General features: G+C 54.7%; 24 protein-coding genes. 11 read left to right on the top strand and 13 right to left on the bottom strand.

Annotated features, from left to right (window positions below; translation table 11 throughout):
- Positions 1 to 165 precede the first annotated feature (165 nt).
- On the top strand, positions 166 to 1,029 hold the full coding sequence (locus AC52W5_RS15465) for a c-type cytochrome (protein ID WP_495671659.1): 864 nt from the start codon (positions 166 to 168) through the stop codon (positions 1,027 to 1,029).
- A 61-nt stretch (positions 1,030 to 1,090) separates the two neighbouring features.
- Here the strand turns inward: AC52W5_RS15465 and AC52W5_RS15460 are convergent, their stop codons facing one another.
- The 9 genes from AC52W5_RS15460 to AC52W5_RS15420 form a co-directional block, all read right to left on the bottom strand.
- A complete protein-coding gene (locus AC52W5_RS15460; protein WP_495671658.1) occupies positions 1,091 to 1,756 on the bottom strand; it encodes an ABC-type transport auxiliary lipoprotein family protein in 666 nt (221 codons plus the stop codon).
- Positions 1,753 to 2,694 carry an MlaD family protein gene (locus AC52W5_RS15455; protein ID WP_495671657.1) on the bottom strand — a complete coding sequence of 314 codons (942 nt, stop codon included), beginning with the start codon at positions 2,692 to 2,694 and terminating at the stop codon, positions 1,753 to 1,755. Before AC52W5_RS15455 ends, AC52W5_RS15460 begins: the two co-directional genes overlap by 4 nt.
- Positions 2,695 to 2,697: 3 nt before the next feature.
- Positions 2,698 to 3,585 (bottom strand): ABC transporter ATP-binding protein, encoded by an 888-nt coding sequence (locus tag AC52W5_RS15450; protein WP_495671656.1) that lies wholly within the window; start codon positions 3,583 to 3,585, stop codon positions 2,698 to 2,700.
- Positions 3,579 to 4,736, bottom strand: a complete 1,158-nt coding sequence (locus AC52W5_RS15445) for an MlaE family ABC transporter permease (RefSeq protein WP_495671655.1) — start codon at positions 4,734 to 4,736, stop codon at positions 3,579 to 3,581. The genes AC52W5_RS15450 and AC52W5_RS15445 overlap by 7 nt, the downstream gene beginning before the upstream one ends.
- Before the next feature lie 9 nt (positions 4,737 to 4,745).
- Positions 4,746 to 7,367: a PEP/pyruvate-binding domain-containing protein gene (locus AC52W5_RS15440; protein ID WP_495671654.1), complete on the bottom strand. Its 2,622-nt coding sequence runs from the start codon at positions 7,365 to 7,367 to the stop codon at positions 4,746 to 4,748.
- The gene (locus tag AC52W5_RS15435; protein WP_495671653.1) at positions 7,357 to 9,303 is read right to left on the bottom strand and encodes a S41 family peptidase; all 1,947 of its coding nucleotides are present in this window, start codon (positions 9,301 to 9,303) and stop codon (positions 7,357 to 7,359) included. Before AC52W5_RS15435 ends, AC52W5_RS15440 begins: the two co-directional genes overlap by 11 nt.
- Positions 9,304 to 9,321: 18 nt before the next feature.
- On the bottom strand, positions 9,322 to 10,902 hold the full coding sequence (locus tag AC52W5_RS15430; protein WP_495671652.1) for an amidohydrolase family protein: 1,581 nt from the start codon (positions 10,900 to 10,902) through the stop codon (positions 9,322 to 9,324).
- Between the two features lie 63 nt (positions 10,903 to 10,965).
- The gene (locus AC52W5_RS15425; protein ID WP_113067298.1) at positions 10,966 to 11,796 is read right to left on the bottom strand and encodes a uracil-DNA glycosylase family protein; all 831 of its coding nucleotides are present in this window, start codon (positions 11,794 to 11,796) and stop codon (positions 10,966 to 10,968) included.
- 54 nt (positions 11,797 to 11,850) lie between these two features.
- Complete coding sequence (locus AC52W5_RS15420; protein ID WP_495671651.1) at positions 11,851 to 12,288, bottom strand: hypothetical protein; 438 nt, start codon at positions 12,286 to 12,288, stop codon at positions 11,851 to 11,853.
- Positions 12,289 to 12,630: 342 nt separating this feature from the next.
- Between AC52W5_RS15420 and AC52W5_RS15415 the strand changes: the two genes are divergently transcribed.
- Together AC52W5_RS15415 and AC52W5_RS15410 are read left to right on the top strand one after the other, a co-directional pair.
- Positions 12,631 to 13,020, top strand: a complete 390-nt coding sequence (locus AC52W5_RS15415; RefSeq protein ID WP_113067300.1) for a lipopolysaccharide assembly protein LapA domain-containing protein — start codon at positions 12,631 to 12,633, stop codon at positions 13,018 to 13,020.
- A gap of 76 nt (positions 13,021 to 13,096) precedes the next feature.
- Entirely contained in the window at positions 13,097 to 14,365 is a 1,269-nt protein-coding gene (locus AC52W5_RS15410; protein WP_495671650.1) for a PA0069 family radical SAM protein, read from the top strand.
- Positions 14,366 to 14,576: 211 nt separating this feature from the next.
- On the opposite strand, the gene dnaQ is transcribed toward AC52W5_RS15410, so the two are convergent.
- The 3 genes from dnaQ to AC52W5_RS15395 form a co-directional block, all read right to left on the bottom strand.
- Positions 14,577 to 15,281, bottom strand: coding sequence for a DNA polymerase III subunit epsilon (dnaQ, locus tag AC52W5_RS15405; protein WP_074974473.1), 705 nt, complete (start codon positions 15,279 to 15,281; stop codon positions 14,577 to 14,579).
- 120 nt (positions 15,282 to 15,401) lie between these two features.
- Positions 15,402 to 15,869: a ribonuclease HI gene (rnhA, locus tag AC52W5_RS15400; RefSeq protein WP_107762882.1), complete on the bottom strand. Its 468-nt coding sequence runs from the start codon at positions 15,867 to 15,869 to the stop codon at positions 15,402 to 15,404.
- Positions 15,866 to 16,642: a class I SAM-dependent methyltransferase gene (locus AC52W5_RS15395; RefSeq protein WP_495671649.1), complete on the bottom strand. Its 777-nt coding sequence runs from the start codon at positions 16,640 to 16,642 to the stop codon at positions 15,866 to 15,868. Before AC52W5_RS15395 ends, rnhA begins: the two co-directional genes overlap by 4 nt.
- 160 nt (positions 16,643 to 16,802) lie before the next feature.
- On the opposite strand from AC52W5_RS15395, the gene gloB reads away from it, so the two are divergent.
- The 8 genes from gloB to pgl all read left to right on the top strand — a co-directional run bounded on the left by gloB (position 16,803) and on the right by pgl (position 23,972).
- A complete protein-coding gene (gloB, locus tag AC52W5_RS15390) occupies positions 16,803 to 17,597 on the top strand; it encodes a hydroxyacylglutathione hydrolase (protein ID WP_495671648.1) in 795 nt (264 codons plus the stop codon).
- 239 nt (positions 17,598 to 17,836) lie between these two features.
- Complete coding sequence (gene tal, locus AC52W5_RS15385; RefSeq protein WP_495671647.1) at positions 17,837 to 18,970, top strand: transaldolase; 1,134 nt, start codon at positions 17,837 to 17,839, stop codon at positions 18,968 to 18,970.
- 50 nt (positions 18,971 to 19,020) lie between these two features.
- Positions 19,021 to 19,926 carry a phosphogluconate dehydrogenase (NAD(+)-dependent, decarboxylating) gene (gene gnd / locus AC52W5_RS15380; RefSeq protein WP_074974469.1) on the top strand — a complete coding sequence of 302 codons (906 nt, stop codon included), beginning with the start codon at positions 19,021 to 19,023 and terminating at the stop codon, positions 19,924 to 19,926.
- A 523-nt stretch (positions 19,927 to 20,449) separates the two neighbouring features.
- Positions 20,450 to 20,887, top strand: a complete 438-nt coding sequence (locus tag AC52W5_RS15375) for a hypothetical protein (RefSeq protein ID WP_495671646.1) — start codon at positions 20,450 to 20,452, stop codon at positions 20,885 to 20,887.
- A gap of 469 nt (positions 20,888 to 21,356) precedes the next feature.
- Positions 21,357 to 21,548, top strand: coding sequence for a hypothetical protein (locus AC52W5_RS15370; protein ID WP_133669155.1), 192 nt, complete (start codon positions 21,357 to 21,359; stop codon positions 21,546 to 21,548).
- A 392-nt stretch (positions 21,549 to 21,940) separates the two neighbouring features.
- A complete protein-coding gene (locus AC52W5_RS15365; protein WP_495671645.1) occupies positions 21,941 to 22,375 on the top strand; it encodes a hypothetical protein in 435 nt (144 codons plus the stop codon).
- A 412-nt stretch (positions 22,376 to 22,787) separates the two neighbouring features.
- Positions 22,788 to 23,192, top strand: a complete 405-nt coding sequence (locus tag AC52W5_RS15360; RefSeq protein ID WP_113067307.1) for a DoxX family protein — start codon at positions 22,788 to 22,790, stop codon at positions 23,190 to 23,192.
- Between the two features lie 63 nt (positions 23,193 to 23,255).
- On the top strand, positions 23,256 to 23,972 hold the full coding sequence (pgl, locus tag AC52W5_RS15355; protein WP_495671644.1) for a 6-phosphogluconolactonase: 717 nt from the start codon (positions 23,256 to 23,258) through the stop codon (positions 23,970 to 23,972).
- 52 nt (positions 23,973 to 24,024) lie between these two features.
- Here pgl and AC52W5_RS15350 read toward each other — a convergent pair whose 3' ends face one another.
- Positions 24,025 to 24,666, bottom strand: a complete 642-nt coding sequence (locus AC52W5_RS15350) for a helix-turn-helix transcriptional regulator (protein WP_495671643.1) — start codon at positions 24,664 to 24,666, stop codon at positions 24,025 to 24,027.
- Positions 24,667 to 24,680: the final 14 nt, after the last annotated feature.

The raw sequence follows: 24,680 nt of genomic DNA, 5'->3' as shown, positions 1-24,680 counted from the left end.
ATGGGGTTACTCCTTTGCGCTTTCAGCGCTCAATTTGATAAAGATTCGCACCTCTATCAAACCGGGTAACCCCGCTTTTCGCAAGGCCCTACTGTCCGATTAAATCTGAACTACTACAATTCAATGACACCTGTCGCCTCCTTGCCCATATATGCTCCAAGGGTCGTGCAATATCTCTTCCTGTTCGCAGGCTTTCTCGCCCTTGCGTTTCCCGCCACCTCATTTTCGGAAAATTCTGACAAGGTGGAGTTCAAAAAAGAGGGCAAAGCAGTCAGGACTATCTCCGTGAATGATCTTCACCCTCTCGCCCGCGAGCGATCGCTCGAGGTGTTCGAGCCCCATGAGCGGCGAAATCGGGTTTATCGTGCATTCCCGGCAAGAGCGGTATTCGATGGGGTGTTCGGCAAGGATTGGGAAAAAGCACAGGAAATCGTCTTTACTGCGCTCGATGGATTTCAGCCGAGCGTGCCTGTAAAAAGATTCCTGCATCATGATGGTTATTTCGCCTTTGCCAATGAGAACAAGGGACCATTCACATTGACCAACAAGCTGCAGAACGACGAAGCTGTAACGCTCGGTCCGCTCTACCTGGTTTGGGATAATATCGGCTCAAAGGAGTTGCTGGAGACATGGGTATCTGATATGCCCTACCAGATCAAGACTATCGACCTCAAGATGAAAGAAAGGTTTCCGAACATGCTTCCACCACCTGGATCCTCAGAAGACGCGCGGCGGGGGTTTAATCATTTCCGCACGCAGTGTGCGGCGTGCCACACGGTAAACGGGGATGGGGGCGGCAAGGCGCCGGAGCTCAATTATCCGGAAAGTATCGTGGAGTACATCAAGCCCGAATACCTCAAGCGCTGGATACTGGCGCCGCAGACCATTCGATACAACACGCACATGCCGGCGCTTGCGGAAGAAATTTCGAACAGGGAACAGGTTGCGGCTGAGATCATTGCGTACCTCAAGGCCATGAGCGGAGCGAAACGAGCTCCATCGGAGAATCCAGGGAACATTTCCAGGTGACACAGTAGAAATGCCTGAGTGTTGTTACTCTTGTTAATGTCGAACTATTTGGCTCATAGGCTCATTCTTTTGCCCCGGTTTGCAGGACCATGCCCTGCTGCACTGTCCAGTCGATGATCTCTGCGGCGAGTCTGTCGGCGCTCAGGCCGAAAGCTGTAATGATTTCCGATGTACCCCGGCTCTGCATGGGTTCGCTGATTTCGAAGCTGCGTGCTGCCACGATGCGGTTGCGCAGCGGCTGCGACAGGGTGGCGTAAAAGCGGATGGTGGCCTGCGGCCCGTCATTTGTGTACTCCACCTGGAATGCACTCAGGTCGCCACCAAGCTCCAGGTCGGTAGCAAGATTGTTGCTGCTGTTGCCGTTGCTGACGGAATTGAACCTGCCATCTGCCCGGAAAGCCGCTACCAGCCGGTTGCGCAGCAGAACCGGCGCGGGATCGCTCCAGCGAATGCCCTTGTACGAACTGAGCTGGTTACCCTGGCGCAGCGCCAGCACGCGTGGGCTGTCCGTGATATAGCTGCTGTAGGGTGTTGCAAGGCGCAGCGTCCAGGGCAGGGAGTCGCCGGAAGAATGGGAGGCAGACTCGGCAGCAGGCAGTTGGTAGATTTCCAGGTTTTCGGTCGCAGGCAATATCGAGCATGAGGACGCGAAGAGAAGTATCGTCGCTATCCCGAAACGGCGGAGCAGGTGCAAACGGAAATAGCTCGCGCCCAGGGTTGGGTTCATGGTTCAAGCTCCTCGATTTTTTCCCGCCCCGTGAGGTAGGCAGCAGGATTCTCATCGAGCCGGCGTACGGTTCTTGCCAGTGCAGACATGGTGTAACGTAGTTCCTGCAGGGCAGGCCCCAGTTCATTCATGCCCTGCATGCCCCCGCTCAACGCGGCCTGATTCTCCAGCAGCAACTGATCCACCGACGCGCTGACTTTTGCCAAAGAAGCTGTGGCGCGATCGAGGTTGCCAAGAGTTGGAGCGCCCTTCTCGCTCACGAGGGTGTTCGTTGCCGCTATCAGTTGCGTAGCTTCCCGCAGGGCGGAATTCGCCTGTGTGCTGGCGGCAGCCAGTTCGCCCACGATTCCCCGCACATTATCGTTCTGGCTGGCGATCACCCCGGTCGTCTGCTCCAGGTTCTTCAGCATCCTGCTCAGCCGCTGGGCATTTTCCTGGGAAAGAATCTCTTTGGCGCGCATCACCAGCTGGGTGACATCGGCCATCATGTTGTCGCTGTGCTCCAGCAGTTTGGCGATGGGCGATGGGGTGGCCACGATGACCGGGTCCTTGTGGTCATCCTTTGCCACGAGATCGGGGCTGTCGGGCGATCCCCCACTGAATTCGATCACCGAATTGCCGGTGATGCCTGTTAGCGCAAGCCGTGCCTGGGTATCCTCTTTGATCGGCGTGTTGCCCTGCACGCGCACCCGCGCGATCACTTTGCGAGGGTCTCGCGGGTCCAGCACGAGATTGATCACGTCACCGACCGTGATGCCGCTGTATTGAACGGCGCTGCCTATGGAGAGACCCCTGACTGCTTCATTGAAGACCACGGTGTAGTAGCGCTGCATGGAGTCGCCCGAGGCCTTGCTCAGCCACAGGGTGAACAGCAGTGCGACCGTTACCGTCATAACGGTAAAGAATCCGATCAGTACATGGTGCGCGCGCGGTTCCATTGGTTATCTCCTTATCTCCCTGGCTCTGACCACCGTATCGCCCGTCTCCGCCGCATGGCTGGCGGCGCGTCCGCGCGGTCCGTGAAAATATTCCTGCACCCATTCATCCTCGGCGGCTTCGACCGTTTCGAGCGGGCCCGCCACGAGAACGCGTTTCTGCGACAACACCGCAACGCGGTCGCAGATCGTATAGAGCGTATCGAGGTCGTGGGTCACGATAAAGACCGTGAGGCCCAGTGCATCGCGCAAGGTGATGATGAGCTGGTCGAATTCCGCCGCGCCGATGGGATCGAGTCCAGCGGTGGGCTCGTCGAGAAAGAGGATATCGGGGTCCAGTGCAAGCGCGCGCGCCAACGCCGCCCGCTTGATCATGCCGCCCGACAGGGAGGATGGATATTTCGTGGCTGCATTCGCCGGCAAGCCGGCCAGCGCCAGCTTCACGATCGCCAGGTGCTCGGCATCGGCCCGGATGAGGCCGGCATTTTCGATGAGCGGGAGCGCGATGTTTTCCACGACGGTCAGAGAGGAAAACAACGCCCCGCGCTGGAAAAGCACACCGAAGCGCTGCTCCAGTGACCCACGCTGTTCGGGCGCGAGCTGGAGCAGATCCGTACCGAGAATACGCACACTGCCCGCAGCGGGTGTTTGCAAGCCAACGATGGAGCGCAGCAGGACCGATTTGCCCGAGCCGGACCCACCGATGACGCCGAGGATCTCGCCGCGATGGACGTCGAGATCCAGCTTGTCGTGCACGAGCTGCTTGCCAAAACGGTTGGTCAGGCCCCGCACCTGGATAATCGCTTCACGGCTTCGCGCCGAAGTGCCGGTTGCCTGATTGTCAGGATTCGCCAGCCCGGCTTTCCGCGGAAACAGCGCTTCGTCCGTCACCATCCCATCTCCATGAAAAACAGTGCCGCCATTGCGTCCAGAAAAATGACGACGAATATGGAATGTACCACACTGGCTGTCGTATGCTGCCCTACGGACAATGCGCTGCCGCTGACCTTGAGCCCCTCGAGGCAGCCGATGACCCCGATCACGAAGGCAAATACGGGTGCCTTGGACATACCTACCAGGAAATGCCGCAGCTCGATCTGATCCTGGAAAATGGTGAGGAACATCGCCAGTGAAATATCCAGTTGCAGAGCGCAGACCAGCGCGCCGCCCAGGATTCCCGAGATCATCCCCACGAAGGTGAGGATAGGCAGGGATACGAACAATGCCAGCACGCGCGGCAGCACCAGCAGGTTGGCGGGGTTCAGGCCCAGCACGCGTGTTGCGTCGATCTCCTCGTTGATCTTCATGGAGCCGAGCTGAGCGGTGAACGTGCTTGCGGTGCGGCCAGCCATGAGGATGGCGGTAAGCAGGACGCCCAGCTCCCGCAGGAAGGCGAAGGTCACAAGATTGACGGTGTAGATGCTTGCCCCGAAATTGGTCAGCACGGTTGCGCCCAGAAAGGCGATCACGGCGCCCACCATGAAATTGAGCAGGGCGATGATGGGTACGGCATTCAGGCCGGTTTCGTGGATTTGCGCCACGATCGATGTCATGCGCCAGCGTGCTGGATGCAGCAGGCCGCGGGCCAGCGCATCGAGCGTGAAACCCATAAAGCCCAGCAGTGCCAGTATTTCCCCCCGGAAGATATCCAGCGCAACTCCGGCGTGACCAAATATATCGATAAAAGCACCGCGCTGCCGCTTTTGGGATACTGTGCCGGCAGTCCCCATCGCGTTGGCCACCGTTAGCAGCAGTGCGCTCCGTTCGCGGCTCAATGCCGGACTGGAAGCGGCAAGCTCTCCCACGAGTTCCGCGCCGAGCAGTTCGTAAAGGCGTGCGGCACCCGCTGTATCCAGCGCCGCAAGCCCGTCCAGGTCTACGTTGCACCGTGCTGCGGCCAGACTCCCTGAACGGTGCCGGAGCAGGGCGATCTGCTCGCCCAGCGCGGCATAGTTTTCGAGTGTCCAGTTGCCACGCACATTCAGCCGTGGGGGATTTTCAGAAGCATCCCAGAGCAGGAGTTCTGAATCGGTGCCAGATGTCATGGCGGTCCGTTACTGTCCATTTCGTTCAAGCAACGTCACCACGCCACTCATGCCATCGACTTCCACTCTATCCCCATCCTTCAGTTCGGCCAACACTCCTGTCAGGTTAACGACCGCGGGGATAGCAAACTCACGGGCAACGATTGCTCCGTGCGAGAGATAACCGCCCGTCTCTACAATCAATCCTGCCGCTCTTAGGAAAAGCGGCGTCCAACCGGGATCAGTGGAGGGAGCAACCAGAATATCACCCTGTTGCAATTTATAGCCGTCGGACGGGTGGAGCAAAAGGCGCGCTTTACCCCTCGCCAGGCCTGTGCCGGTCGGTATGCCCTGGTAGCGAGGTGAATTATTTGAGGCTGTGGCTGAGACTGCGGCGGACTCATGTGCCTGCCAGCCCTGCCTTGAATACTTCGACGCCTCGACCAGAACATCCGGTGCTGTTTCCCGCGACCACTGTTCGAAAAGCCTGTTCCGTTCGCTCACGCGAGCTCTTACGCCGGCCTCGGGAATATCGCCATCCAGCACACACAATATCTCGGAGAGCATGAGTTGAGAAATATCCGCTTCCTGCACCAGCCTTCCCCGTTCAACCAGATAGCGTCCGGCTGCGAGCAGCAGATTGCGTCCCGGCTCCATCAGTGCTGTCAGGGCGCTGCGTGCAGCTTCACGCTGGTTGCATTCCTGCGTCGCTGCTTTTGCCAGTTTCAGGATAAATGCGCGTTTCCAGAACGGGGTGCCGGATCGGATGCGCGCCAGCGCTTCAGCCACGGCTGCTTTCTGACGAGCCTGCAACGCCGCCTCGTCCACCTCGGCCAGTTGCTCCAGTTGCGATAGTAAATATTCCGGCGCCTCCCGCCATCTCGGGTTCCGGAAGTAACTTTCATACAATCCTCGATGCCCGTAACGCTCAAGAAACTCATTGAAGGCATCCTGAAACCTGGGGTTCTCCGAATGGGGAAGATGACTGGAAGCTTCCACGCTCTCCTTGTTTTCCCGCCACAAACGCGCCAGCGCCATCAGCTCGTACGACTGGCGGGCGGTAACGCTCGGCTCTCCGCCTGCGAGCAAAGCAGTAGCCAATGCATATCCTTCACCCGGAAAGCACTTATCCAACTGCTCGACCAGCATTGCCAGGCTTCCGCCACCTGAGCCCTGCAAGAAAAACAGATCGGCCGCACTGCGGGCGACGTGAAAATGACGGAGAATTTCAGCGCGCAGCCCTGCCGCGTCCTCGGGAAGCGGCTGCTTGCGCCATTGGGCCGCCTCAGCCATGGCGCGCTCTACAGCCCGCTGGCCGCGGCGGCGCTGAACTGGAGAACGCAGCATATAACGCACCGCCCTTCGCAAGCGTGCAAAGCTATCCGCGAGACTTGCAGGCGGCAGCGTAATTTCCGGCTGCCTGCCGCCGATCAGCGCATTCGTCAGCTGGGGAATTACCCCTAATGCATCGAAAACTTCCCATTGCAACAGGGAAAGCTGTAAATAAAGGCGGCCGTGGAAAAGTCCCGCACGCTGCAATCCTGGCAGCAATGGATAACCCGCCAGAATGTAACCCTGTGTGAGCAGTTCGTTAACAAGCCTGCGTGCGTTGCACCAATCAATCGGTGATAGCGGCTCCGGAACTACTTCGCAGGTGTTGCCCCGCGTCCAGTAGGTCGGCTGGGTTTGCAGCGCGGGATAGGTGTAATGGGGCCGGGCAGTCACTGGCCGGGCCTGGGTCAGCCAGAACCGTTCGCCGTCCCATACCCATTCCAGATCATAGAATGGATGGGTGAAGTCCAGGGCCACCGCTGCGTCCCGCAGCATTTCAGCCAGGGTTAGCGCTTGATCGGATGAAAGAACAGATCCCGTTGCTTCGGCGGCGGATGTCGCGACCATTGCCGTTCCGCCTTCCGGCCGCGCGACTGCCTTGGCCGCCTTGCTGCCAATCTGCTCGTGCAGTAATACCCAATGATCATCGAGCAAATCTTCGCCAAAAACATATTCATCGCCAGTTGCCTGTCCCCCGACCAGCGATTCGCCCAACCCCCATTGCGCATGGATGACGAGCCTGTCGTCACGTCCGGTAATCGGATCGCAGGTGAAGGCGATGCCGGAAGCAATGGCAGGCAGCAGCGGCATGATGATTACTGCCATGCTTGGCATGGATGCGTCCTGCCCCAGTCTTTGCCGATAAGCAATGGCCGTGGGGGAGGATAATGAAGCCCATACCTCCCGGACCGCGAGCTGTATCTGTTCGATACCGCATACATTCAGGCAGGTACGGTAAATGCCCGCGAACGAGGTCGTCGCTGAGTCTTCACCCGCAGCCGAAGAGCGTACTGCCAGCGGCTGATTCAACCAGCCACGGGCAGTAAGAGCCTTTTGCAATGCTGCCGACAATTCGGGAGGGATCGCGGGAGGGATCGCCTCATCATCATGCAAAGGTCGCCATCCAGCCGGGATAACCAGTCCCTCCGGCACCGGCAGCCCCAATTGCTTCAACCGTGCGAGATGCCATGCCTTGCCGCCTACAGTCGCTGCATCCGCAGCTAGAACACTTTCCCAGTCAAGGATTTCCAGTTGCGTGGTTTGCGTGGTCGTGGGGACTTCTCCAATCCCTCCTTGTGGATACACCATCTCAGCCGGCATTTAACCCCAGCCTTCGCCGCTGGCAGATCTCGCCATTGCGACGGCCAACAAACTCGATTATTTCCGCATCAGGCCGGGGCAGTTGAAGTGCTCCATCGCTGATACGGCGCACTGCTTCAAAGGGGCGTCCGTTCATGTAAGTTTCCAGTTCATCCAGCCCTCTTGTTGTTATGCTCACGGTACGCTCGTCAATCTGCACTTTCATCGCCGTGCGCGGGATTCCGGAAAGAAGACCGGCGCAAAATGCGATCAAGTCCCGGTTTTCTTGGAGCAGATCGTCAAGTGTCATTTCATACGCGATTCCAGGAACGCCCAGGTCTTCGATCGGCAACCCGTCAGCAGCACCGCAGCGCAGCGCCCGGCGGATTGCGAGAGTGTATCCCACGTCCGGGGGCAGTACACTCAGCTCAAAGGATGTTCCCCGCAGGGCTTCGCGCAAGTCAAAATGCGTCCAGACATTTGCTCCGCCTGCACCGGTAGCTTCTCCCACGCAAACTACCGGACCTATTTCATTATCCACGAAACCCGCGGCGAACAGATCGCCCGATGAATAAGTATTTGGATCAACAACACATACGACAGGCCCGCTGTAGTTCTGGCCGATATCGTTACACCAGGCGGGGTCCGTCAATGGCAGGGGTTGCGAGTAAGGCTCGCCTGTTGCGATTGCTGCCTCAAGTGAAGGCAGCCACGCTTCAAACTCCATGCGGTTGAAAGGACTGGACGCCATGGCCCGTGTCATGGGGGAAGCAAGCAGGCTGAAGCGTGCCGGTTTTATGGTGTTTGCCGTAAAGAGCTGCAACAAGCGCTCCGCTGCCCAGATCAGCCCGCCAGGGTTCCCCCTCAGGTCAAGAATCAGGCCGTTATCGGGCAATATGTCCAGCAGGCGCATTACCTCGGCGATGAATGCGTCGTCATCCTCGACGTCGAAGCTCCAGATACGCAAATAGCCCAGATCACCGGATGAGCTGTTTTTGACGATACGCGCTGCCAATGCATCCTGAAACCGGGTCCTTATCCACTTTACCCGCTTCTCGTCGTGTGCGATGGCAGTGCCGCTACGGTCGGCCTCCCATACGTTTCCGGAAAACATGAGCTTCTTCGTGCGGCGCACGGCTTCCGCCGCCGGATCAGCGGCAATATAGCGCGATGCTCGCGAACCCGGCTGATGGTTGATTTGGGCGCGCTCGGGCTGAACGACCCGCCATGGGATTCGTGTCTCCCGTAGCATTCCGCGGGGTGAAGCGCGGTATGCGATATCCACTGCCATCTCATCCGGCGGCGGCCCGCACTCCAGCGCGCGGAAAGTAAGAGATTCCAGGGCCCTTGCGCGTCGCGCATCCGGGCGACCACCGGTTTCCCGGTCCGCGTGCAGATCGACTGCGCGAGCAAAGGGTATGCTGTTCCAGCTCTCCAGAATCACCCCTGCTTTAAAGCTGGCATCCTTTATCAACTCGGGTGCTGATACTTTTGATACGACAAAGGTGGGGGCGTCATAAGGACCGTACTGCTCTACCAGGAAAGGCAGCGCTGCTACCGCTCCCTGTTTTGCGCCGGGCCCTGAGTAGCGCGTGTGTGCGTCACGCAAACCCGAGATGATCGAGGTCAGCGCCAGGTGAAACTCTCCTTCAGATAACGCGGCCACTTGCGCGCGCAGCAGTTGCAATGCCTGTACCGGATCAAGCGCGTAGGCGGCGCGTTTCTGCGGAAGATGACAATAGACGCCGCCGATCACGGTAATCAACGTATCGATAATCTGTAAACGTTCTCCACCATCCAGCACCCGTGCTTTGGGAATGCGAAAGTCAGGCCGCTCCCCCCTTCCCCTTTCCCTCCTCCTCGGTTCGCCGCCTGGAGATTCGCCAAGCAGGAAATCGCTTAGAAGCTGCCCTGTCTGGGCCTGAAGAAGAGAGGCAGCAGCGTGCTGATCATCCATGCGAATCAACCCTGAAAATCAGCTGTAAAACTCACTGAGCCCATCGAGCAACCCCTCGTGAAACCCGCGCCCGGGAATCGAGGCGAAGAATGCTTCGTCATGCTCAAGCGGCTGGATGGGCGGAACAATGATCTTCGATAAATCTTTTGGCAAGCCGCCTACAGGTACCCGACCAGTGGGCATATCGAGAGCAAGACGTAATGGTGGCGGCGCGCCGGTGCGAATGGCGGCAAATGCAAGGCGACGCGCGCTTTCGATCGCTGCCTTGGGATCATCCCGGACTTCTTCCAGCCGTTTTAGAACATCCTTATAAGACCACGGCTCATCATTACCCTCAAATCGGGTGAGGGCAAGACGCCGCGTTTCGCCATTTACGGATATCCTGCTCGTTTGCGCTGCGCTCGCCTGCTGCATGAGTTGTTCAGTTCCATAAAGCGGCTTTCCATTTACCACCACCAGACGCACGTCCGCTTCGGTAGCGCGAAGAATGCTTTTGAAGGGGTCGGGCCGCGAAGCCGCTTCCGCATCGGAGGCAATTACAACCAAATCCCCCAGTGCTCCGGGTTGCAGTCGCCCCGCCTGCCGCTGCCATGCTTCGGCCAGCACATCCCCCGGATTGGCGGTAATCATTTTGACGAGATCGAAGGGAGAGAAGCTCCATCCTTTCGCTTCGCTTACCAGGGAAGCGACCTTCAATTCACCGAGTACGTTTCGTGTCCCGGATGGGCCCCAGTCCGATCCTATGCAGAAGCTGATCCCCCGTCCCAATGCTGACGGAACATCAGTGGTCGTGCCATACAGCCACAGATTCGAGAATGGGGACCAGACTATTGCACCCGGATCGCTCCAGGTGTTGTATGAAGCGGAGTCGACAGCATTGGTATGAATGGCGACCAGCCTGCGCTGCAGGCATCCCGCAGTGTGGGCAGCGCGGTATTCACGCTGGACGATCGAACCGGGACGACCTTCTGCACAATGGTAAATGAAGGTTGCGCCCTGCCGCATGCTGATAGCGCGCGCGCCAAGTTGCTCGGGTTTGAGGGTGAGCGTCGATGCAAGCACTTGATGACGTCCGATTTCTCCACCGAGCGTTTCATCTTCGATATTTCGCACCAGCCAGCCGTCCAATGGGCGGTTGCTGGGTGGAGAACCTTGTATACTGGTGGCGCCGCCAACCAGCGCACGGATTTCCGCGTAGGCGAGCAATTCTGCCGGTGCAGCCTCGATAAATGCATAAGCCGGCCAGGTGATGCTTTCCGGGTAGGTGGGCCGCGTAGGCCAGATATCATGATGCTGGAATGGTACGGTGCGATTGGGTTCGGTCCAGAGGGGAAGCGTCGCGTAGGCGAGATGGCTATGCAGGTCGATAAATCCGGGGACGACGAGATCATTACCCACATCAACCAGGGGAGCATTATCGAATTCAGCAGAGCGCGCTGAATTCGTTATAGTCACTGCACCTGCTGTGCCCCTGGATACCGCAGCAATACGGCCATCATCGCCGATCCATACCCTGCCCTGGAAGCTTGCATTCTCGCTTTGGGCAACCTTCCGATCCTTGGTCAATGGAACGATTCGACCGGCAACGATCAGGCTCATATGCTGAAGGAATGTGTATTCAACGAACGAAAGGCTAAACCGTAATATGTTTAATGAGCCGGGCTACGTTTGAGTCGGCAGCACCCCTTTGGGCACACGCACTACAATGGTACGGCGCTTGTCCAACACGGTCTCGCCTTTCCGGTCTGCCCAGCCCTCTTCGGTGCGCATCCATGAGGGCAGGCCGGGTGGGAGATCATCCGGCGGGATGTCTGGAAGGTCCTCCGGGCCAAATGCGCTGCCATACAATTCCAGCCCGCCCGCCACATCTGGATTTTGTATAGCCGGCTTGAGTGCCCGCAACCCATCGTTCCAGTTCTCAAGCATTTTCGTCGTTGCGGCTTCCTGTTCCGCGCGAGTGTGAGCGGAACTCTGCGGCCAGGTAGGGTGCGTCAAGTGCTGGAAGGGTGGCGAAGAGCCAAACTCCGCCGCAGCGGCTGAAGCAAGCCAATCCTGCCAGGCAGTATTAGCAAGTCCACCAAATGCGATTACAGCCTCGATCGAGCCGTTATGAAGAATCGCCGCAATCCATCGGTTGCGGTAAGCGGCAATCAATGGGTTTGCGATATGACGGGTTCCTCCGCCCTGGCCATATACGCTGTAGAGGAAGGTATTGATGAAGACGTAGCTTCGGGTGATACCGAGCCGCTTGAGGAATCCTTGTGCGCGTTTTCCGGCCGTGCCGACAAGCACCCGTCGTACGATTGCCTCATGCTGCGCCGGATCCTGCCCTACGATAAGTACGCGCGCGCTTCCATCCAGCCGTCCCCGGTGAAAAATGGGACCCCATTCCGCCCGAAAGTCATCTACAGGATAAACGTCCTCGCCAGGGTACTCCGATACCAGTTTGACAAATGGTTGCTTGTAGTACCCGCGATCAAACGGAATAGCCATGAAATATTCTCCTGGTTAGCCTCCAATCGAATGCGACGAGCCGCGCCAGAAGCCCTAGCGACCAGCCTGTGTCTGTTGAGCCAGTTCTGTGAGCTGGTCCAGAAGTGCCCTCTTCTGATTTCCCAGTTCGGCATAACGGGCATACAACTGGCTCAGGTCGCGGGTGTATTGCTGGATGCGTTCCGTGCGCTCCCGCTGCAGCCTGATGCTGTCATCATAACTTGCCGGCGGCGCATCCTTCACTCCCCCCATTGTCAGATAGCCCTGCACGGTGAGTGGCTGACTATCCTGTATTTCGTTGCGCCGCAACTCCTGGATCATCTGGAATTGCTGGTAAACAGCCTGTTGTTCCTGACTCAGGTGATTCAAAGCTATCTCAAGCTGCGTCAATCGGGGATCAGGTTTCGTGCTGGGGTCCGGTGCAGCCTGGGCGTACACCGGAGCTGTCACTCCTGAAAAAAGCAGCAGCAGCGCAAGGATAATAGGTTTCATGTTGTCCGGGTAATTCCTCCTGACTATTACGAACTACTGCGAACCCTGAGATCGCGTCTTCAGCATGGCAATCTCCCGATACTCTTCTGGCATTTTGTTCCGCTGACCGGCATTCTCGCTGTCTGCCGTCATATCCATTATGCTTAATCAGGAAAAGGAAAAAGTTCGGCAGCAACTGACTGTCGCTCCTCTTCAAAGATAGCATGTATAAACCTGATGTGGTGCCTTCCGGGACGTAGCGCCATGAATGACGAATTGGCTGTCTCGACATAATATGTTTAGTGTTAAGCTTATTCCTGTTTCCGCCGATCCCCGACCGACCAACCATTGCGGGAAAAAATCATGCAATATTATTTGATATTCGCTATTGCTCTCGCCATTCTCGCTATCGCATTCGCTCTGCAAAACGATATGAGTGTGACAGTGACGTTTGGCATATGGAGCTTCGATAGTTCGCTCGCCATGATGCTGGTGATTGCAGCGGGCATAGGAGCAACCATTTCAGTATTGCTCTCGTGGCCTGGCTTCATCAAGAATCAATGGGTGAGTACCCGTCTGCGCCGACAGGTGAGCAAACTGGAGGAAGACAAGGCTGCCCTGGAGCAGCGCAATACGCAACTTGAAGAAGAACTGGCAAAATTCACCCCTGAGCCCATCCCCGAGCCGCCTCCGCGCTATCTCGGACTGAAATCGATGCTCCTCGGAAACGATAAACCAAACGCAAGCGAATAGCATATGCCTGACGATCGAGCCTGATTTCATCGCTTCCTGACCATGGCCATACAACGTCTATTTCTATTGCATTCCCATGTCCGACCCTGATTCACACATGGAAGCTGAACCGCCATTTGTGCAGCTGCCCTTGAAGCCCTTGAAAGCAAAAAAAGGGAGAGGAGCGGTGTCTAACCTCCAGGGGCGGTACGAGCAATGGACGCGTGAAGCCATCGATGACGGCTGGGGAAATGGCGGTATCATCGGAACCGGCGACAGAAACAAAGCTGAAAATGACGAGCCGGATACAGCTTTGACATGGAAGACCCAAGTCATCGAGGAACATGCCAAAACCATACTGAGCCGCAATCAATCACCGGATGTGCCGTTCAGCATTTCGCTCAATCCTTATCGCGGATGCGAGCACGGCTGCATCTACTGCTTCGCGCGCCCCACGCACAGTTACCTGGGCTTGTCGCCCGGGCTGGATTTCGAAAGCAAGATATTCGCCAAGGTCAATGCGCCGGAGCTTTTGAGACGGGAGCTGGCAAAACAATCCTATGTGGCGGAACCAATCGCGCTCGGCGTCAATACAGACGCATACCAGCCCTGCGAGCGCGACTTGCGGCTGACACGACGTGTGCTGGAAGTGCTGCGCGAGTGCGAACATCCGGTCGCGCTGATTTCCAAGTCATCGCTGATGGAGCGTGACATCGACCTGCTCTCCGACATGGCTTCAAGACGGCTGGCTGTGGCCGCGGTGACAATCACCACTCTCGATCCCGCGGTTGCGCGCACGCTCGAACCTCGGGCAACCGCTCCGGCACGTCGTCTGCGGACGATTCGCACACTGACCGATGCCGGAATTCCGGTCGGCATCAGCGTTGCCCCAGTGATTCCGTTTGTCACAGAATCCGATCTGGAACGCATATTAACCGCAGCAGCAGAAGCTGGAGCAATCAATGCAGGCTATGTCATGCTGCGCCTGCCATGGGAGATCAGCCCGCTGTTCAGGCAGTGGCTGGAAGCGCATTTTCCTGATCGCGCTGCCCGGGTCATGAACCGCCTGCGCGACATGCGAGGAGGCAAGGATTACGATTCGAGCTTCGGCAAGCGCATGCACGGCGAGGGCATCTGGGCCGACCTGATTCAGCAGCGATTCGACAAAACGGTGGAGCGCCTTGGGCTCAGTGCGCATTCACGCCGATTCAAAGGACTGGACAGCTCGCGTTTCCGACCGCCTTCTGTCAGTCCTTCTGTCAATCCAGTAGCTGTCCAATCACCCATGAGCGAAAAATCGAAGGGAAAGTACCGGGAAGCAAAAACGGGAGAGCGAAAACCAAACGATCAGCTTGAGCTTTTCTGACGGAATACTTTCCAGGTTAACAGTAGGAGAGCTTCGTTCAATCTACCTTTACTCCCGGGCAAAGCCCGGTCTACTTTTTCACTGCCATGGCAGGAGGTCGGACTATGCCCGACAATACATTTATCGCTCGGCAGAACTGACTTACTTCCCGAAGCCGGTTTACTTCCTTTTTGTTTCGCCGTAGCCATGCTTGCTTTGTATCCTCAAAGCACTACACTTCTGCCGGATCAAGCCGCATCCAAAGGCATTTACCCTTGCTTTCCTTTTCGATCATTTCCAGTTGACGGGCATGCGCTTCCAGTTCTTCGGCGCTGGCGGGCAGAACAACCAGTTGCAAATCATGTAAATTGATATTGAGATCAAGCGGCGATGGCGCTTCGAGTTCCATGAGAAGGCTCTCCTGCCCGCGTGTCATGGCAAGATAAACTTCCGCAAGCAGTTCCGCATCCAGCAGCGCACCGTGCAGCGCACGCCGCGAGTTATCCACCTCGTACCGCTCACACAGCGCATCCAGACTGTTCCTTTTACCGGGAAACAGCTCTTTCGCCATTTTCAGAGTATCGGTCACCGAGTGGCAACATTCGCAGAGAGCCGGCAAGTTGGCACGTCCCAGCTCATGGTCAAGGAATGCGACGTCGAACGCTGCATTGTGCATGATCAGTTCGGCGCCATCGATGAACTCTAGCAGTTCGTGCACGACGTCAGCGAATCTTCGCTTGTCCAGAAGAAATTCGCTGGTTATTCCATGCACCTGCAAGGCGCCCTCCTCGATCTCGCGTTCCGGATTGAGATAATGATGGAAGCGGCGTCCTGTCAATCGCCGGCTCATCATCTCCACCGCTCCGATTTCGATAATTCGATGACCCAGCTTAGGCTCGAGTCCTGTGGTTTCCGTATCTATGAAAATCTGACGCATCAACCAGCCCTTCTCTTGTATTGCGGATGATCACTCCGGTTTAACTCTTCCCTCTTTGTCTTACAGAAAATCACTTCCGGCTGAATGACTTCCAGACGATGGATCGGAGTGACTACCCGTCTAATTTGCGGAAACACCGCGCAGTGCCATCTGCACCCCCCGGTTGGCCAGCATATCGGCATATTCGTTGCCATCATGACCCGAATGCCCCCGCACCCATAGCCATTCTATTTTGTGGCGCTGCGTCAGCAGATCGAGTTCTCTCCACAAATCATCATTTTTTACCGGCTTTTTGTCGGCGGTACGCCAATCGCGCTTTTTCCAGGCGTGTATCCACTCGCTGATACCCTTCTGTACATACAACGAGTCGGTGTGCAAGCGTACTTCACACGACTTGGTCAGCGCTTCCAGCGCTCGAATGACAGCGAGCAGTTCCATGCGATTATTGGTGGTCATTTTCTCTCCACCGAATAATTCGCGTCTGTGCCCGTTGTATTGCAGCAAGGCTCCCCATCCGCCCACTCCCGGATTCCCCTTGCAGGCGCCATCGGTAAATATTTCGACTACCTCGGCAAGTTTCGCTTTCACTTCTCGCCTTGTAAAGTTTCAATGCGTGCAGCCCTGCGTGGCTCATTCGCGGTGGCTGTGCCTTTGATCTTGCGTGCAATCGGCGACATTGCTCTTCTCCGCGCCCGCACTTCTTTCCATTCAGGCTTGATAACGCGCATGCCATGAACACGCTTGACTGCGGTGAGGAAATAGACGCCACCGGAGAAGCGCCCCCAGCGGTCGCCTGCCTCTTCCATGAAATGAAAGCGCGTCAGCCATTTCTCCTGACTGAATGGGGGTGCGTAGCAGCATTGCCGGTCTTCTGTAATTTCAAAATCCAATAATGTCAGCCAGTCCTTGAGCCGCGGCAACGCGATGAAATTGCCCCGCCACGGAAAACTCCCCTCTCGCGGCGAGCCGAACAAGCCTCTTATGCCCCAGAGGCTGCGGGGATTGAAACCGGAAACAATCAGGTTGCCTTCCGGCATCAATACCCGCTGCACCTCACGGAGTATCTGATGAGGATTGGAGCTGAATTCGAGCATATGGGGCATAAGCACGAGGTCGGTGCTGTTCGTTTCGATCGGCAGAAAGTCAGGAGCGGCAAGAACGTCGGCTCCTTTTTCAGGGGCCGCACAAAACTTGAGTGGGATGCGGTTTGTGTGCAGGAAATCGTATTGCGGAAACCCGATCTGCATGGCGTTGTAACCGAACACGTTTGCCACTGCCTTATCGAAATATTTTTGCTCCCGTTCCAGCAGATACTGACCCAGGCAGGTTTCAAACCACTCGACTATACTTTTGGTTTGCATATTTAACGTCAACTGGCGTTCAACCAGGAGTGTCTATGACTCGATCATGTAAAATCGCTCAGCTCATGAATCAGCAGAAATATCTGCCTGACTTGTTGCTCACCCTTCGGGCACCTGCGCCGGCTGCTAGCCGCCCCAAAATACCTGAATAGCGCCTATCATGACTACTACTCCCAATATCGTTCCGATTCACGCTTTCAAGGACAATTACATCTGGCTCATCCGCGATCATTACCATGCTGCCGTTATAGACCCTGGTGATGCGTCCCCTGTCCTGGATTATCTGAGCCGCGAAAAGCTGAAGCTCATCGCCATTCTCAATACTCATCACCATCCCGATCACGTCGGCGGAAACGCTGAACTGTTGCGGGAATTTGCCGTACCCGTCTTTGGTCCGGCGAAAGAATCGATTCCGACGCTCACCCATCGTCTCAAGGAATGCAGTGATATAGAAAACGAAGAAGGCTGTGTATATCTTCCGGAATTCTCACTCAGCTTCCGCGTGCTCGATATCCCTGGTCACACCTCCGGACACATCGCCTATTATGGCGCAAACATGCTCTTTTGTGGTGATACCCTGTTTGGTTGCGGGTGCGGACGATTGTTCGAAGGTACAGCGCAGCAAATGGTCGACTCGCTGGAAAAACTGGCGGATTTGCCCAAGGACACGCTGATCTATTGCGGCCATGAATACACGCTCAGCAATATCCGCTTCGCAAGAACAGTCGAACCCGGCAATCAAGCGCTGGCGAAGCGGGAAGTGGAAGCCGAAAAGTTGCGTAACGAAGGCCTGCCCACCCTGCCCTCCACCATTGCGCTGGAAAAAGCGACCAATCCGTTCCTGCGCTGTACTGAAGCGGAAATCATCGAAAGCGCCAGCGTCCATGCAGGAAAACCGCTAAACGACCGTGTCAGCGTATTTGCCGCCATCCGGGAATGGAAAAATCACTTTTGACCTTATCTTTTTCTATACGCGGTTCTCCAAGAGCTTGTCCCGAAAATAAATTTGAATGGTAAAGCAATTGCGTTGTCCTAACTTTGTGCTTTACTTGGGGAACTCACTACAATCCCTGCACGCACACAAAAAACAGCAAGATTAGCGCGCTCCCGTCATGGAATACTGGATTTCCGAATCCATGACGTAATCCACTCCGCCGCTCACTGCAGCGGCGCTACGCTTTCGGAGGACAATACATGAACCCGTTGGAACAGCTATTGCAATGCGGACAATCCGTCTGGCTGGATTCGATCAGCCGGGATCTCATCAAGAGCGGGCAACTGCAGCGCCTGGTAACCGAGGACAAGCTGCACGGCCTGACAAGCAATCCCACTATTTTCGAGCAGGCAATCGGGCACAGCGATGCTTACGACAATGCGTTGCGCCAGCTATTGCGGGCCAATGAAAAACAAACCGAAAAGACCCTGTTCGAGGCGCTGGCTATCGAAGATATTCGCATGGCCGCAGATGTGTTGCGGCCCGTATATGATGAAACCCATGGTGGAGACGGATACGTCAGCCTGGAGGTATCACCCCACCTGGGACGTGATACCGGAGGCAGTATCGCGGAAGCCAAGCGCTTATGGCAAGCCGTAGAGCGGCCCAACCTCATGATTAAAATCCCCGGTACCCACGAGGGAATTCCAGCAATCGAGCAACTGATAAGCGAAGGCATCAACGTCAATGTCACCCTGATGTTCTCTCTACGCCACTATGATGCCGTGGCACATGCGTACATCACGGGACTTGAACGCCGTGACGCCTATTCACCCGGCGGAAACAAGATATGGCCTGTTTCGGTCGCCTCGTTTTTCGTCAGTCGGGTGGATAACGTAATCGATCCCATGCTGGAAAAGATCGGGACCCAGGAAGCGCTCGCCTTGCGCGGGAAAATTGCTATTGCCAATGCCAAACTTGCCTATCAACGCTTCCGTGAGACATTTTACGGAGAGCCATTTGATTCCTGGCGCAAAAAAGGCGTGCATGTTCAGCGGCCATTGTGGGCCAGCACCAGCACAAAAAATCCCGCATATTCAGATGTGCTGTACGTCGAGGAATTGGTCGGCCCCGATACCGTCAATACGCTACCACTCAAAACGCTGGAAGCATTCCGGGATCATGGGCGGGCTAGCGAAACCCTTGGAAAAGGACTTGCACAAGCTGAAGCCGACGTCGCACAGCTTAAAAAACTGGGAATCGATCTCAACGCAGTTACCGAAAAACTCCAAAATGATGGGGTGGATTCGTTCGCTGCATCCTACGACAAGCTGCTTGCTTCACTGAAGAAAAAGCGCCAGGAGATTCTCACTACCAGCGACCAGACTGCCTGAACCGGTTCAAGATTATTATTCAGCAGAGAACAATTACCAAGGGAGGGGTCATGGAACTGGGAATGATTGGATTGGGACGAATGGGAGGCGCGATGTCGCAACGGCTAATGCAGGCGGGACACCAGGTGGCCGGTTACGCTCGCAGCACTGATACGATGAAGCAGTTGGAAGAAAAAGGCCTCATCGCCGCCTCCTCGGTGGAGGATCTGGTCAGCAAGTTGAAGCCGCAGCGCATCATCTGGCTGATGATCCCGTCAGGAAAACCGGTGGATGAAACCATCGGCATTTTGATGCCGCTGCTGGAGGCTGATGACGTTATCATCGATGGCGGAAACTCGGATTACAAGGATACCCTGCGCCGGGCAGAAATGCTCAAAACACACAAGATTCACTATGTCGATGCGGGCACCAGCGGCGGTGTCTGGGGTCTTGAAAACGGCTACAGTATTATGGTGGGTGGCGAGGATGCCGTGGTGGCACGCCTGCGACCCCTCTTTGAGACTCTTGCTCCCGGCCCAAATAAAGGATGGGGTCACGTTGGTCCATGCGGCGCGGGTCATTTTACCAAAATGGTCCACAATGGTATCGAGTACGGAATAATGCAGGCTTACGGCGAAGGTTTTGCAATCATGCACCATAAGGAAGAATTCAAGCTGGACTTGCACCAGGTGGCGGAAATCTGGCGCTATGGCAGTGTGGTTCAATCCTGGCTGCTCGATCTGACCGCCGCTGCGCTGGGAAAAAATCCGGACCTCGACGGCATTGCACCCTATGTTGCCGATTCCGGAGAGGGACGCTGGACAGTAGCCGAGGCCATAGACCTGAACGTCGCCGCGCCTGTCATTACCTTGTCGTTGTTGCAACGATTGCAATCGCGTGATTCTGATTCGTTCTCCGACAAGCTGCTGTCCGCGCTGCGCAACGAGTTCGGCGGACATGCGATGAAGAAGGAGTAGTTGCGCCTTTCAAATTCCCGAAATCCCCGAAAAATCCCTGAAATCCCCGGATCGTGGAAGGAGAGTCCGAACCGTCTCCAGCGGGTGGACTGTTTAGCTCCTTGCTTGATAGTCGGCCTCTTCGTCCACGCCAGCACTCTTCCTGAATATGAGGTTCGACGTCCCGTCGACCCTGGACGTCCCGCCTCTCTCACTCGGTTTTCCGTCCCTGTCACGGTTGGGCGAGCGCTCTCCTCTCCTTTCCCCCAGCCCTCCTCGGACCCTTCACTCCCTTCGCCCGAAGCAAAGTATCAAAGTATCTTCTGCAAGCTCAGGACATCCCTGTCGAAGAACTGAACGAGTCAAACAGGATAAGGCTTAAAAAGCCCCAACGATAAATCAACAAAAGTTGACAAGTATCATTCTAATCACACTTAAAACATAAACAAGTTGACAAAGTTCCAGGATTCACATATTCTTCACATGTAGAAGCTGGATATTGATAACCCAATTGATCCAGTTATTCCATGAATGATGAGGTGTGATGATGAAGATCGATAAAATTGTCGCCACATTTTCCCTGTTCAGCCTTATGTTTATGGCGGCAATGAGCTTGCCTGTCCAGGCAGCCGCCGAGGTGGAAGGTTTTGATGTCGATGCAGCATCGCGTAACGCAGTGACCAGAAGTGATCATGAAGCCGTCGCCAGGTATTACGACAACGCGGCCGTAGAGACGCAGGCAAAAGCACACGAGCAGAAACGCCTGCTCGAGCAGTATGAGAATAAAAGCTACCTCTATGGCAGAGAAGCCCAGGACATGCTGGCTCATACTTACGCGTTAGCACGCAAGTATGAAAAGGAGGCGCAAGCCAATACCAGGGAAGCGGCACTGCACCGGCAAATGGCTTCGCAGATTGAAGAGAAGGGCTTCACCCACAATGACAGCCTTCAAAAGCTGAGCACGATTTCCGACTTGCATTAGGAATTAGGATCTGTTCCTGCCTGGGTTAATCTCAGAGTAGTGTAATCAGAAACGGCAATGTATGGATGGACATCCGTATATTGCTACCAATATTTCATACTTTCAGGCTATCTTACCCCTCGGTTCGAGGATACTTCCCTCTCTTTCTAAATTGTTGCGGATTTCAACCGTAACAAAACTCGCTGTACCTCTCTCAATAAAATCGGTTCCTATGCAACCCTGGAACAACGTCGCAATAAACGCCTTTCTGATCAAGCAGAAAGACCATGCCAGATAAATCATTCTTCAGCTGATCGAAAAACGGAAATTACCGCAAGATTGACAGAGCTCAACCAAAGCAGGCTTTTATCAAAAAACGCTTTACAAACGTAAATCCTTCACATATTCTTCACACATGCTTCACACATGTAGTAGAAAGTAACAAAAGTAGCTTTAAAAGTAACTTTTTCGCTATCGATTTCGGGAGGGTATGATGATTAACGGTAGAGCACTTGGCATTTTTTATTCTATGAGCCTGACTGTTGCGCTGGTTTTTGCTGCACTTAATGCTGCGGGTGTCACCACTGTTAAAGAAAACAGCTATTCCATCGCAACTATTGATGAGAACAGTTACAAAGTAGCCACCTTACAAAAACCCGTAGCACTTACAGAAATTCGCTGATAGTTTTCCCAAAATAGCATAGCAACAAACGCGCCGATGCAACGTTGGGTGAATTTTCTCCATATTGCATCGGCGTCCCTCCTCGTAGCATTCCCTTCAATAAAATCCGTGCGCTCTTGCTATTGGATGCGCACATTTCATTCGAACAACTGATGCAGGCATCGGGTCTATTCCCTATCTACCCCTGTTGCCCTGAGCACAGGCACAGCCTGTATTCTTCTCTTGCACGAATGGCTTTAAACATAAAAAAATTGACGAAGTGGCTTACATAAACTAGCATCATATAATGCTACTATTTTTTCGCCTATTAAAAGCAACCCTCACTTGATATTCCTGTTCCTGGTAAAACAATGAGACAGACTTGCACCCTGCTTGCCATATTGATTTTACTAATGCCAATCACCCACGCGGCTGACCATTCTGATACCCGGATCACCCGAACCATTAAGCAGAATGATGAGCAGAATTCAAATGCACACGAGGCGGTCGAGAGATATTTCGAAGACGAGCTCATGAAAAAACATGAGATGGTGGCCAAGTACTACGAAGATGAAGCAAGAAAGTCGCAGGAGAAGGTAAAGGAACTGGAGATGATGCTTGCGCATTACGAGGAAAAAAGCTATCTGTACGGAAAAAAAGCGCAGGACTTGCAAGCGCATACTGAAGCCCTGGTAAGAAAATATAAAGAAGCTGCAAAGGCAGATACAAGAGAAGCTGCCTCTCACCGTCAAATTGCTTTGACACTTAAAGAAAAAAATCACCCTGCGTCAAAAACTCAAAAATTGAGCATTGTTGAATCCTATGGCTCAACTGTTTTATCGAAATAAGAGTAAGTGATGGAAGGTAAGAGCACACGGAGAAATTCCGTAGCGGCATAGCAGCATAGCCACATAACTCCCGCTTTTCCTGTCTGTCCATCTTCACGGATGGCAAGCAGCCCTGCTCCAGTCCCTCAAGATACCTCCCCGGGATTTCTTTACCGACCACTCATTGGAGTTTGCTGAAATTCCGCGAAATAATGATGATCGGGGAGCTACCCGATACCCGCAAAAATTGTTTGTTTGTCCTGTCACCTGCCGATCCGGCTTCCAGTCATGATATGCTGGGCAAGTTACCTGGAATATGGCCATACAATAGCTACAGCCGGAACAGTTCCGCAATAATTCCGTGAAGCGATAAGTCCAGGCAAATAAGAAGCGAACGCGCCAGGCCTTCGATATCCAACTTCTCAAGGACACTATGCAAAACTTCCTCCGAAATGATGATTTAGGCAAATTGATTCTGCGCCTGACTGTAGGGGTATTGATCCTATTTCACGGGTTGCACAAAATACTTAATCCGGAATCCCTTGATTTCATCAGCAAGCAACTGACGGGCATCGATTTACCACCGGTACTGGCTTACGGAGTTTACCTCGGTGAAGTCGTCGCGGCGCTAATGGTGATCTTCGGTTTTTTCTCGCGTCTCGGCGGTTTGCTGATCTTTGGTAACATGATTTTTGCGCTTGTATTGGCGCACTCTGATCAGTTATTTACGTTCACCAAGACAGGAGGGTGGGAGCTTGAATTGCAAGGGTTTTATTTATTTTCAGGTCTTGCGATATTTTTCCTGGGTAGCGGAAGATGGGCCATCCGGCAAGACTGACGAAGCCACGCGCGTCAATGTTCATTATGGTTACACATCAAAATAACAAAGGAATCTCTACTGATGGAATCAACCGATCTCCAACAATACAGATGGCATGAGTACGCTGACCTGACCGCCCTCCAGGATGCAGCCGTGGCTGCTATCCTGGATAGCGCCGCCTCTGCCATTCAGGAGCGTGGGCGCTTTAGCCTCGTTCTTGCCGGGGGTGAATCACCTCGCGAAATCTATCGGAGATTATGCAGCGCACCAGCGGATTGGTCTCTCTGGCATATCTATTATGGAGACGAACGCTGCATGCCGCCCACTCAGGAAGAACTGAATTCCCATATGGCAGAAGAAGCATGGCTCAGCCATGTGCCCATTCCGCCAGCCCAGATTCATACCATCCCCCATGGTCCCCGCGCAGATAAAGCTGCGGAAGCGTATGCACAAACACTACGGGGTGTGGGTTATTTCGACTTGACGCTACTCGGATTGGGAGCAGATGGCCATACCGCAAGCCTGTTCCCGGGTAATGATTGGGGAATGGCGCCGGATTCCCCCGATACGCTTGCAGTATTCAACTCCCCCAAACGGCCGCCGCAGCGCGTATCCCTGAGTGCAACGCGTTTAAATCGTTCGCGAAGGATAATATTTCTGGTAAACGGTGAATCAAAGCATAAGGCAGTGGCAAGATGGCGGGCCGGGGAAAAAATACCTGCCAAGGCGATAATGGGGGAAAACGGTGTGGATATACTTGTGGAATCGGCGTTACTGTTACCGGTGAAAGAACAATAGGATTAAATAAAAAAAGAAAACAGAAAATGGAGGCAAAAAAAAGGAGTAGAAACTACTCCTTTTTGGATACAAACCTGAATCGACATAATTCTCCCCCGCGAGCCATACATTCATGTTGCTCAACCTTGCTGTCGGTAAAAGCTTCCATTAGTCCACGGTCCAGGTGACAAATCTCCATGTCTTTTGCCGCCATCTGGTGAAACACACAATTATCCGCTTCAATCACCTTTTCTCCGTCTGGCAAGGTAGTACTTTTCGCATTGTAGCCAAGCTGATCCATTACCTCTGTCAGCTTGTCGATTTTCTCCTCCTTCGTATTCAAGTCCGGATATTGACCACGTATCTGCTCTGCGATACCTGCACCGATTTCAGTCAAGCGCTTACCCATGTTCTCAACGCCTTCTTCGCGCCGAACCGAGGCCAATACCAGCTGTGCCAGCCAGGAATACTGGCGCGGAAAACTCTCCTTGCCGAGTTCGGTAAGAACGTAAAGCTGTTGAGGTCTTCCGCCTCCTGACGGGCGCGTACTTCCAGCCGTTACCAGACCTGCCCCCTCCAGAGAAGAGAGATGTTGCCGAACTGCATTTCTTGTAATCTCCAGCCCTTTTGAAAGTTCATCCACACTCAGGCCTGGCCTGCTTCCACGCAAAAGCTTAAGCAATTGCTTCTGCCGTTCACCTATCGTATTTAGCATCTGTATACCTCCTT

The sequence above is a fragment of the Nitrosospira sp. CT genome (assembly GCF_059489795.1).
Note: the sequence above shows the minus strand (reverse complement) of the source record. Positions and strands in the feature narration are given on the sequence as shown.

Bases quoted from the DNA above. Each gene is read 5' to 3' on its own strand.
- AC52W5_RS15430 (WP_495671652.1), bottom strand. From the start codon at position 10,902: ATGAGCCTGATCGTTGCCGGTCGAATCGTTCCATTGACCAAGGATCGG.
- AC52W5_RS15435 (WP_495671653.1), bottom strand. From the start codon at position 9,303: ATGGATGATCAGCACGCTGCTGCCTCTCTTCTTCAGGCCCAGACAGGG.
- AC52W5_RS15360 (WP_113067307.1), top strand. From the start codon at position 22,788: ATGCAAAACTTCCTCCGAAATGATGATTTAGGCAAATTGATTCTGCGC.
- AC52W5_RS15415 (WP_113067300.1), top strand. From the start codon at position 12,631: ATGCAATATTATTTGATATTCGCTATTGCTCTCGCCATTCTCGCTATC.
- AC52W5_RS15445 (WP_495671655.1), bottom strand. From the start codon at position 4,736: ATGACATCTGGCACCGATTCAGAACTCCTGCTCTGGGATGCTTCTGAA.
- AC52W5_RS15410 (WP_495671650.1), top strand. From the start codon at position 13,097: ATGTCCGACCCTGATTCACACATGGAAGCTGAACCGCCATTTGTGCAG.
- AC52W5_RS15375 (WP_495671646.1), top strand. From the start codon at position 20,450: ATGATGAAGATCGATAAAATTGTCGCCACATTTTCCCTGTTCAGCCTT.
- AC52W5_RS15460 (WP_495671658.1), bottom strand. From the start codon at position 1,756: ATGAACCCAACCCTGGGCGCGAGCTATTTCCGTTTGCACCTGCTCCGC.
- AC52W5_RS15425 (WP_113067298.1), bottom strand. From the start codon at position 11,796: ATGGCTATTCCGTTTGATCGCGGGTACTACAAGCAACCATTTGTCAAA.
- gnd (WP_074974469.1), top strand. From the start codon at position 19,021: ATGGAACTGGGAATGATTGGATTGGGACGAATGGGAGGCGCGATGTCG.
- dnaQ (WP_074974473.1), bottom strand. From the start codon at position 15,281: ATGCGTCAGATTTTCATAGATACGGAAACCACAGGACTCGAGCCTAAG.
- AC52W5_RS15455 (WP_495671657.1), bottom strand. From the start codon at position 2,694: ATGGAACCGCGCGCGCACCATGTACTGATCGGATTCTTTACCGTTATG.
- AC52W5_RS15450 (WP_495671656.1), bottom strand. From the start codon at position 3,585: ATGGTGACGGACGAAGCGCTGTTTCCGCGGAAAGCCGGGCTGGCGAAT.
- AC52W5_RS15420 (WP_495671651.1), bottom strand. From the start codon at position 12,288: ATGAAACCTATTATCCTTGCGCTGCTGCTGCTTTTTTCAGGAGTGACA.
- AC52W5_RS15350 (WP_495671643.1), bottom strand. From the start codon at position 24,666: ATGCTAAATACGATAGGTGAACGGCAGAAGCAATTGCTTAAGCTTTTG.
- gloB (WP_495671648.1), top strand. From the start codon at position 16,803: ATGACTACTACTCCCAATATCGTTCCGATTCACGCTTTCAAGGACAAT.
- tal (WP_495671647.1), top strand. From the start codon at position 17,837: ATGAACCCGTTGGAACAGCTATTGCAATGCGGACAATCCGTCTGGCTG.
- AC52W5_RS15395 (WP_495671649.1), bottom strand. From the start codon at position 16,642: ATGCAAACCAAAAGTATAGTCGAGTGGTTTGAAACCTGCCTGGGTCAG.
- AC52W5_RS15370 (WP_133669155.1), top strand. From the start codon at position 21,357: ATGATGATTAACGGTAGAGCACTTGGCATTTTTTATTCTATGAGCCTG.
- pgl (WP_495671644.1), top strand. From the start codon at position 23,256: ATGGAATCAACCGATCTCCAACAATACAGATGGCATGAGTACGCTGAC.
- AC52W5_RS15440 (WP_495671654.1), bottom strand. From the start codon at position 7,367: ATGCCGGCTGAGATGGTGTATCCACAAGGAGGGATTGGAGAAGTCCCC.
- AC52W5_RS15365 (WP_495671645.1), top strand. From the start codon at position 21,941: ATGCCAATCACCCACGCGGCTGACCATTCTGATACCCGGATCACCCGA.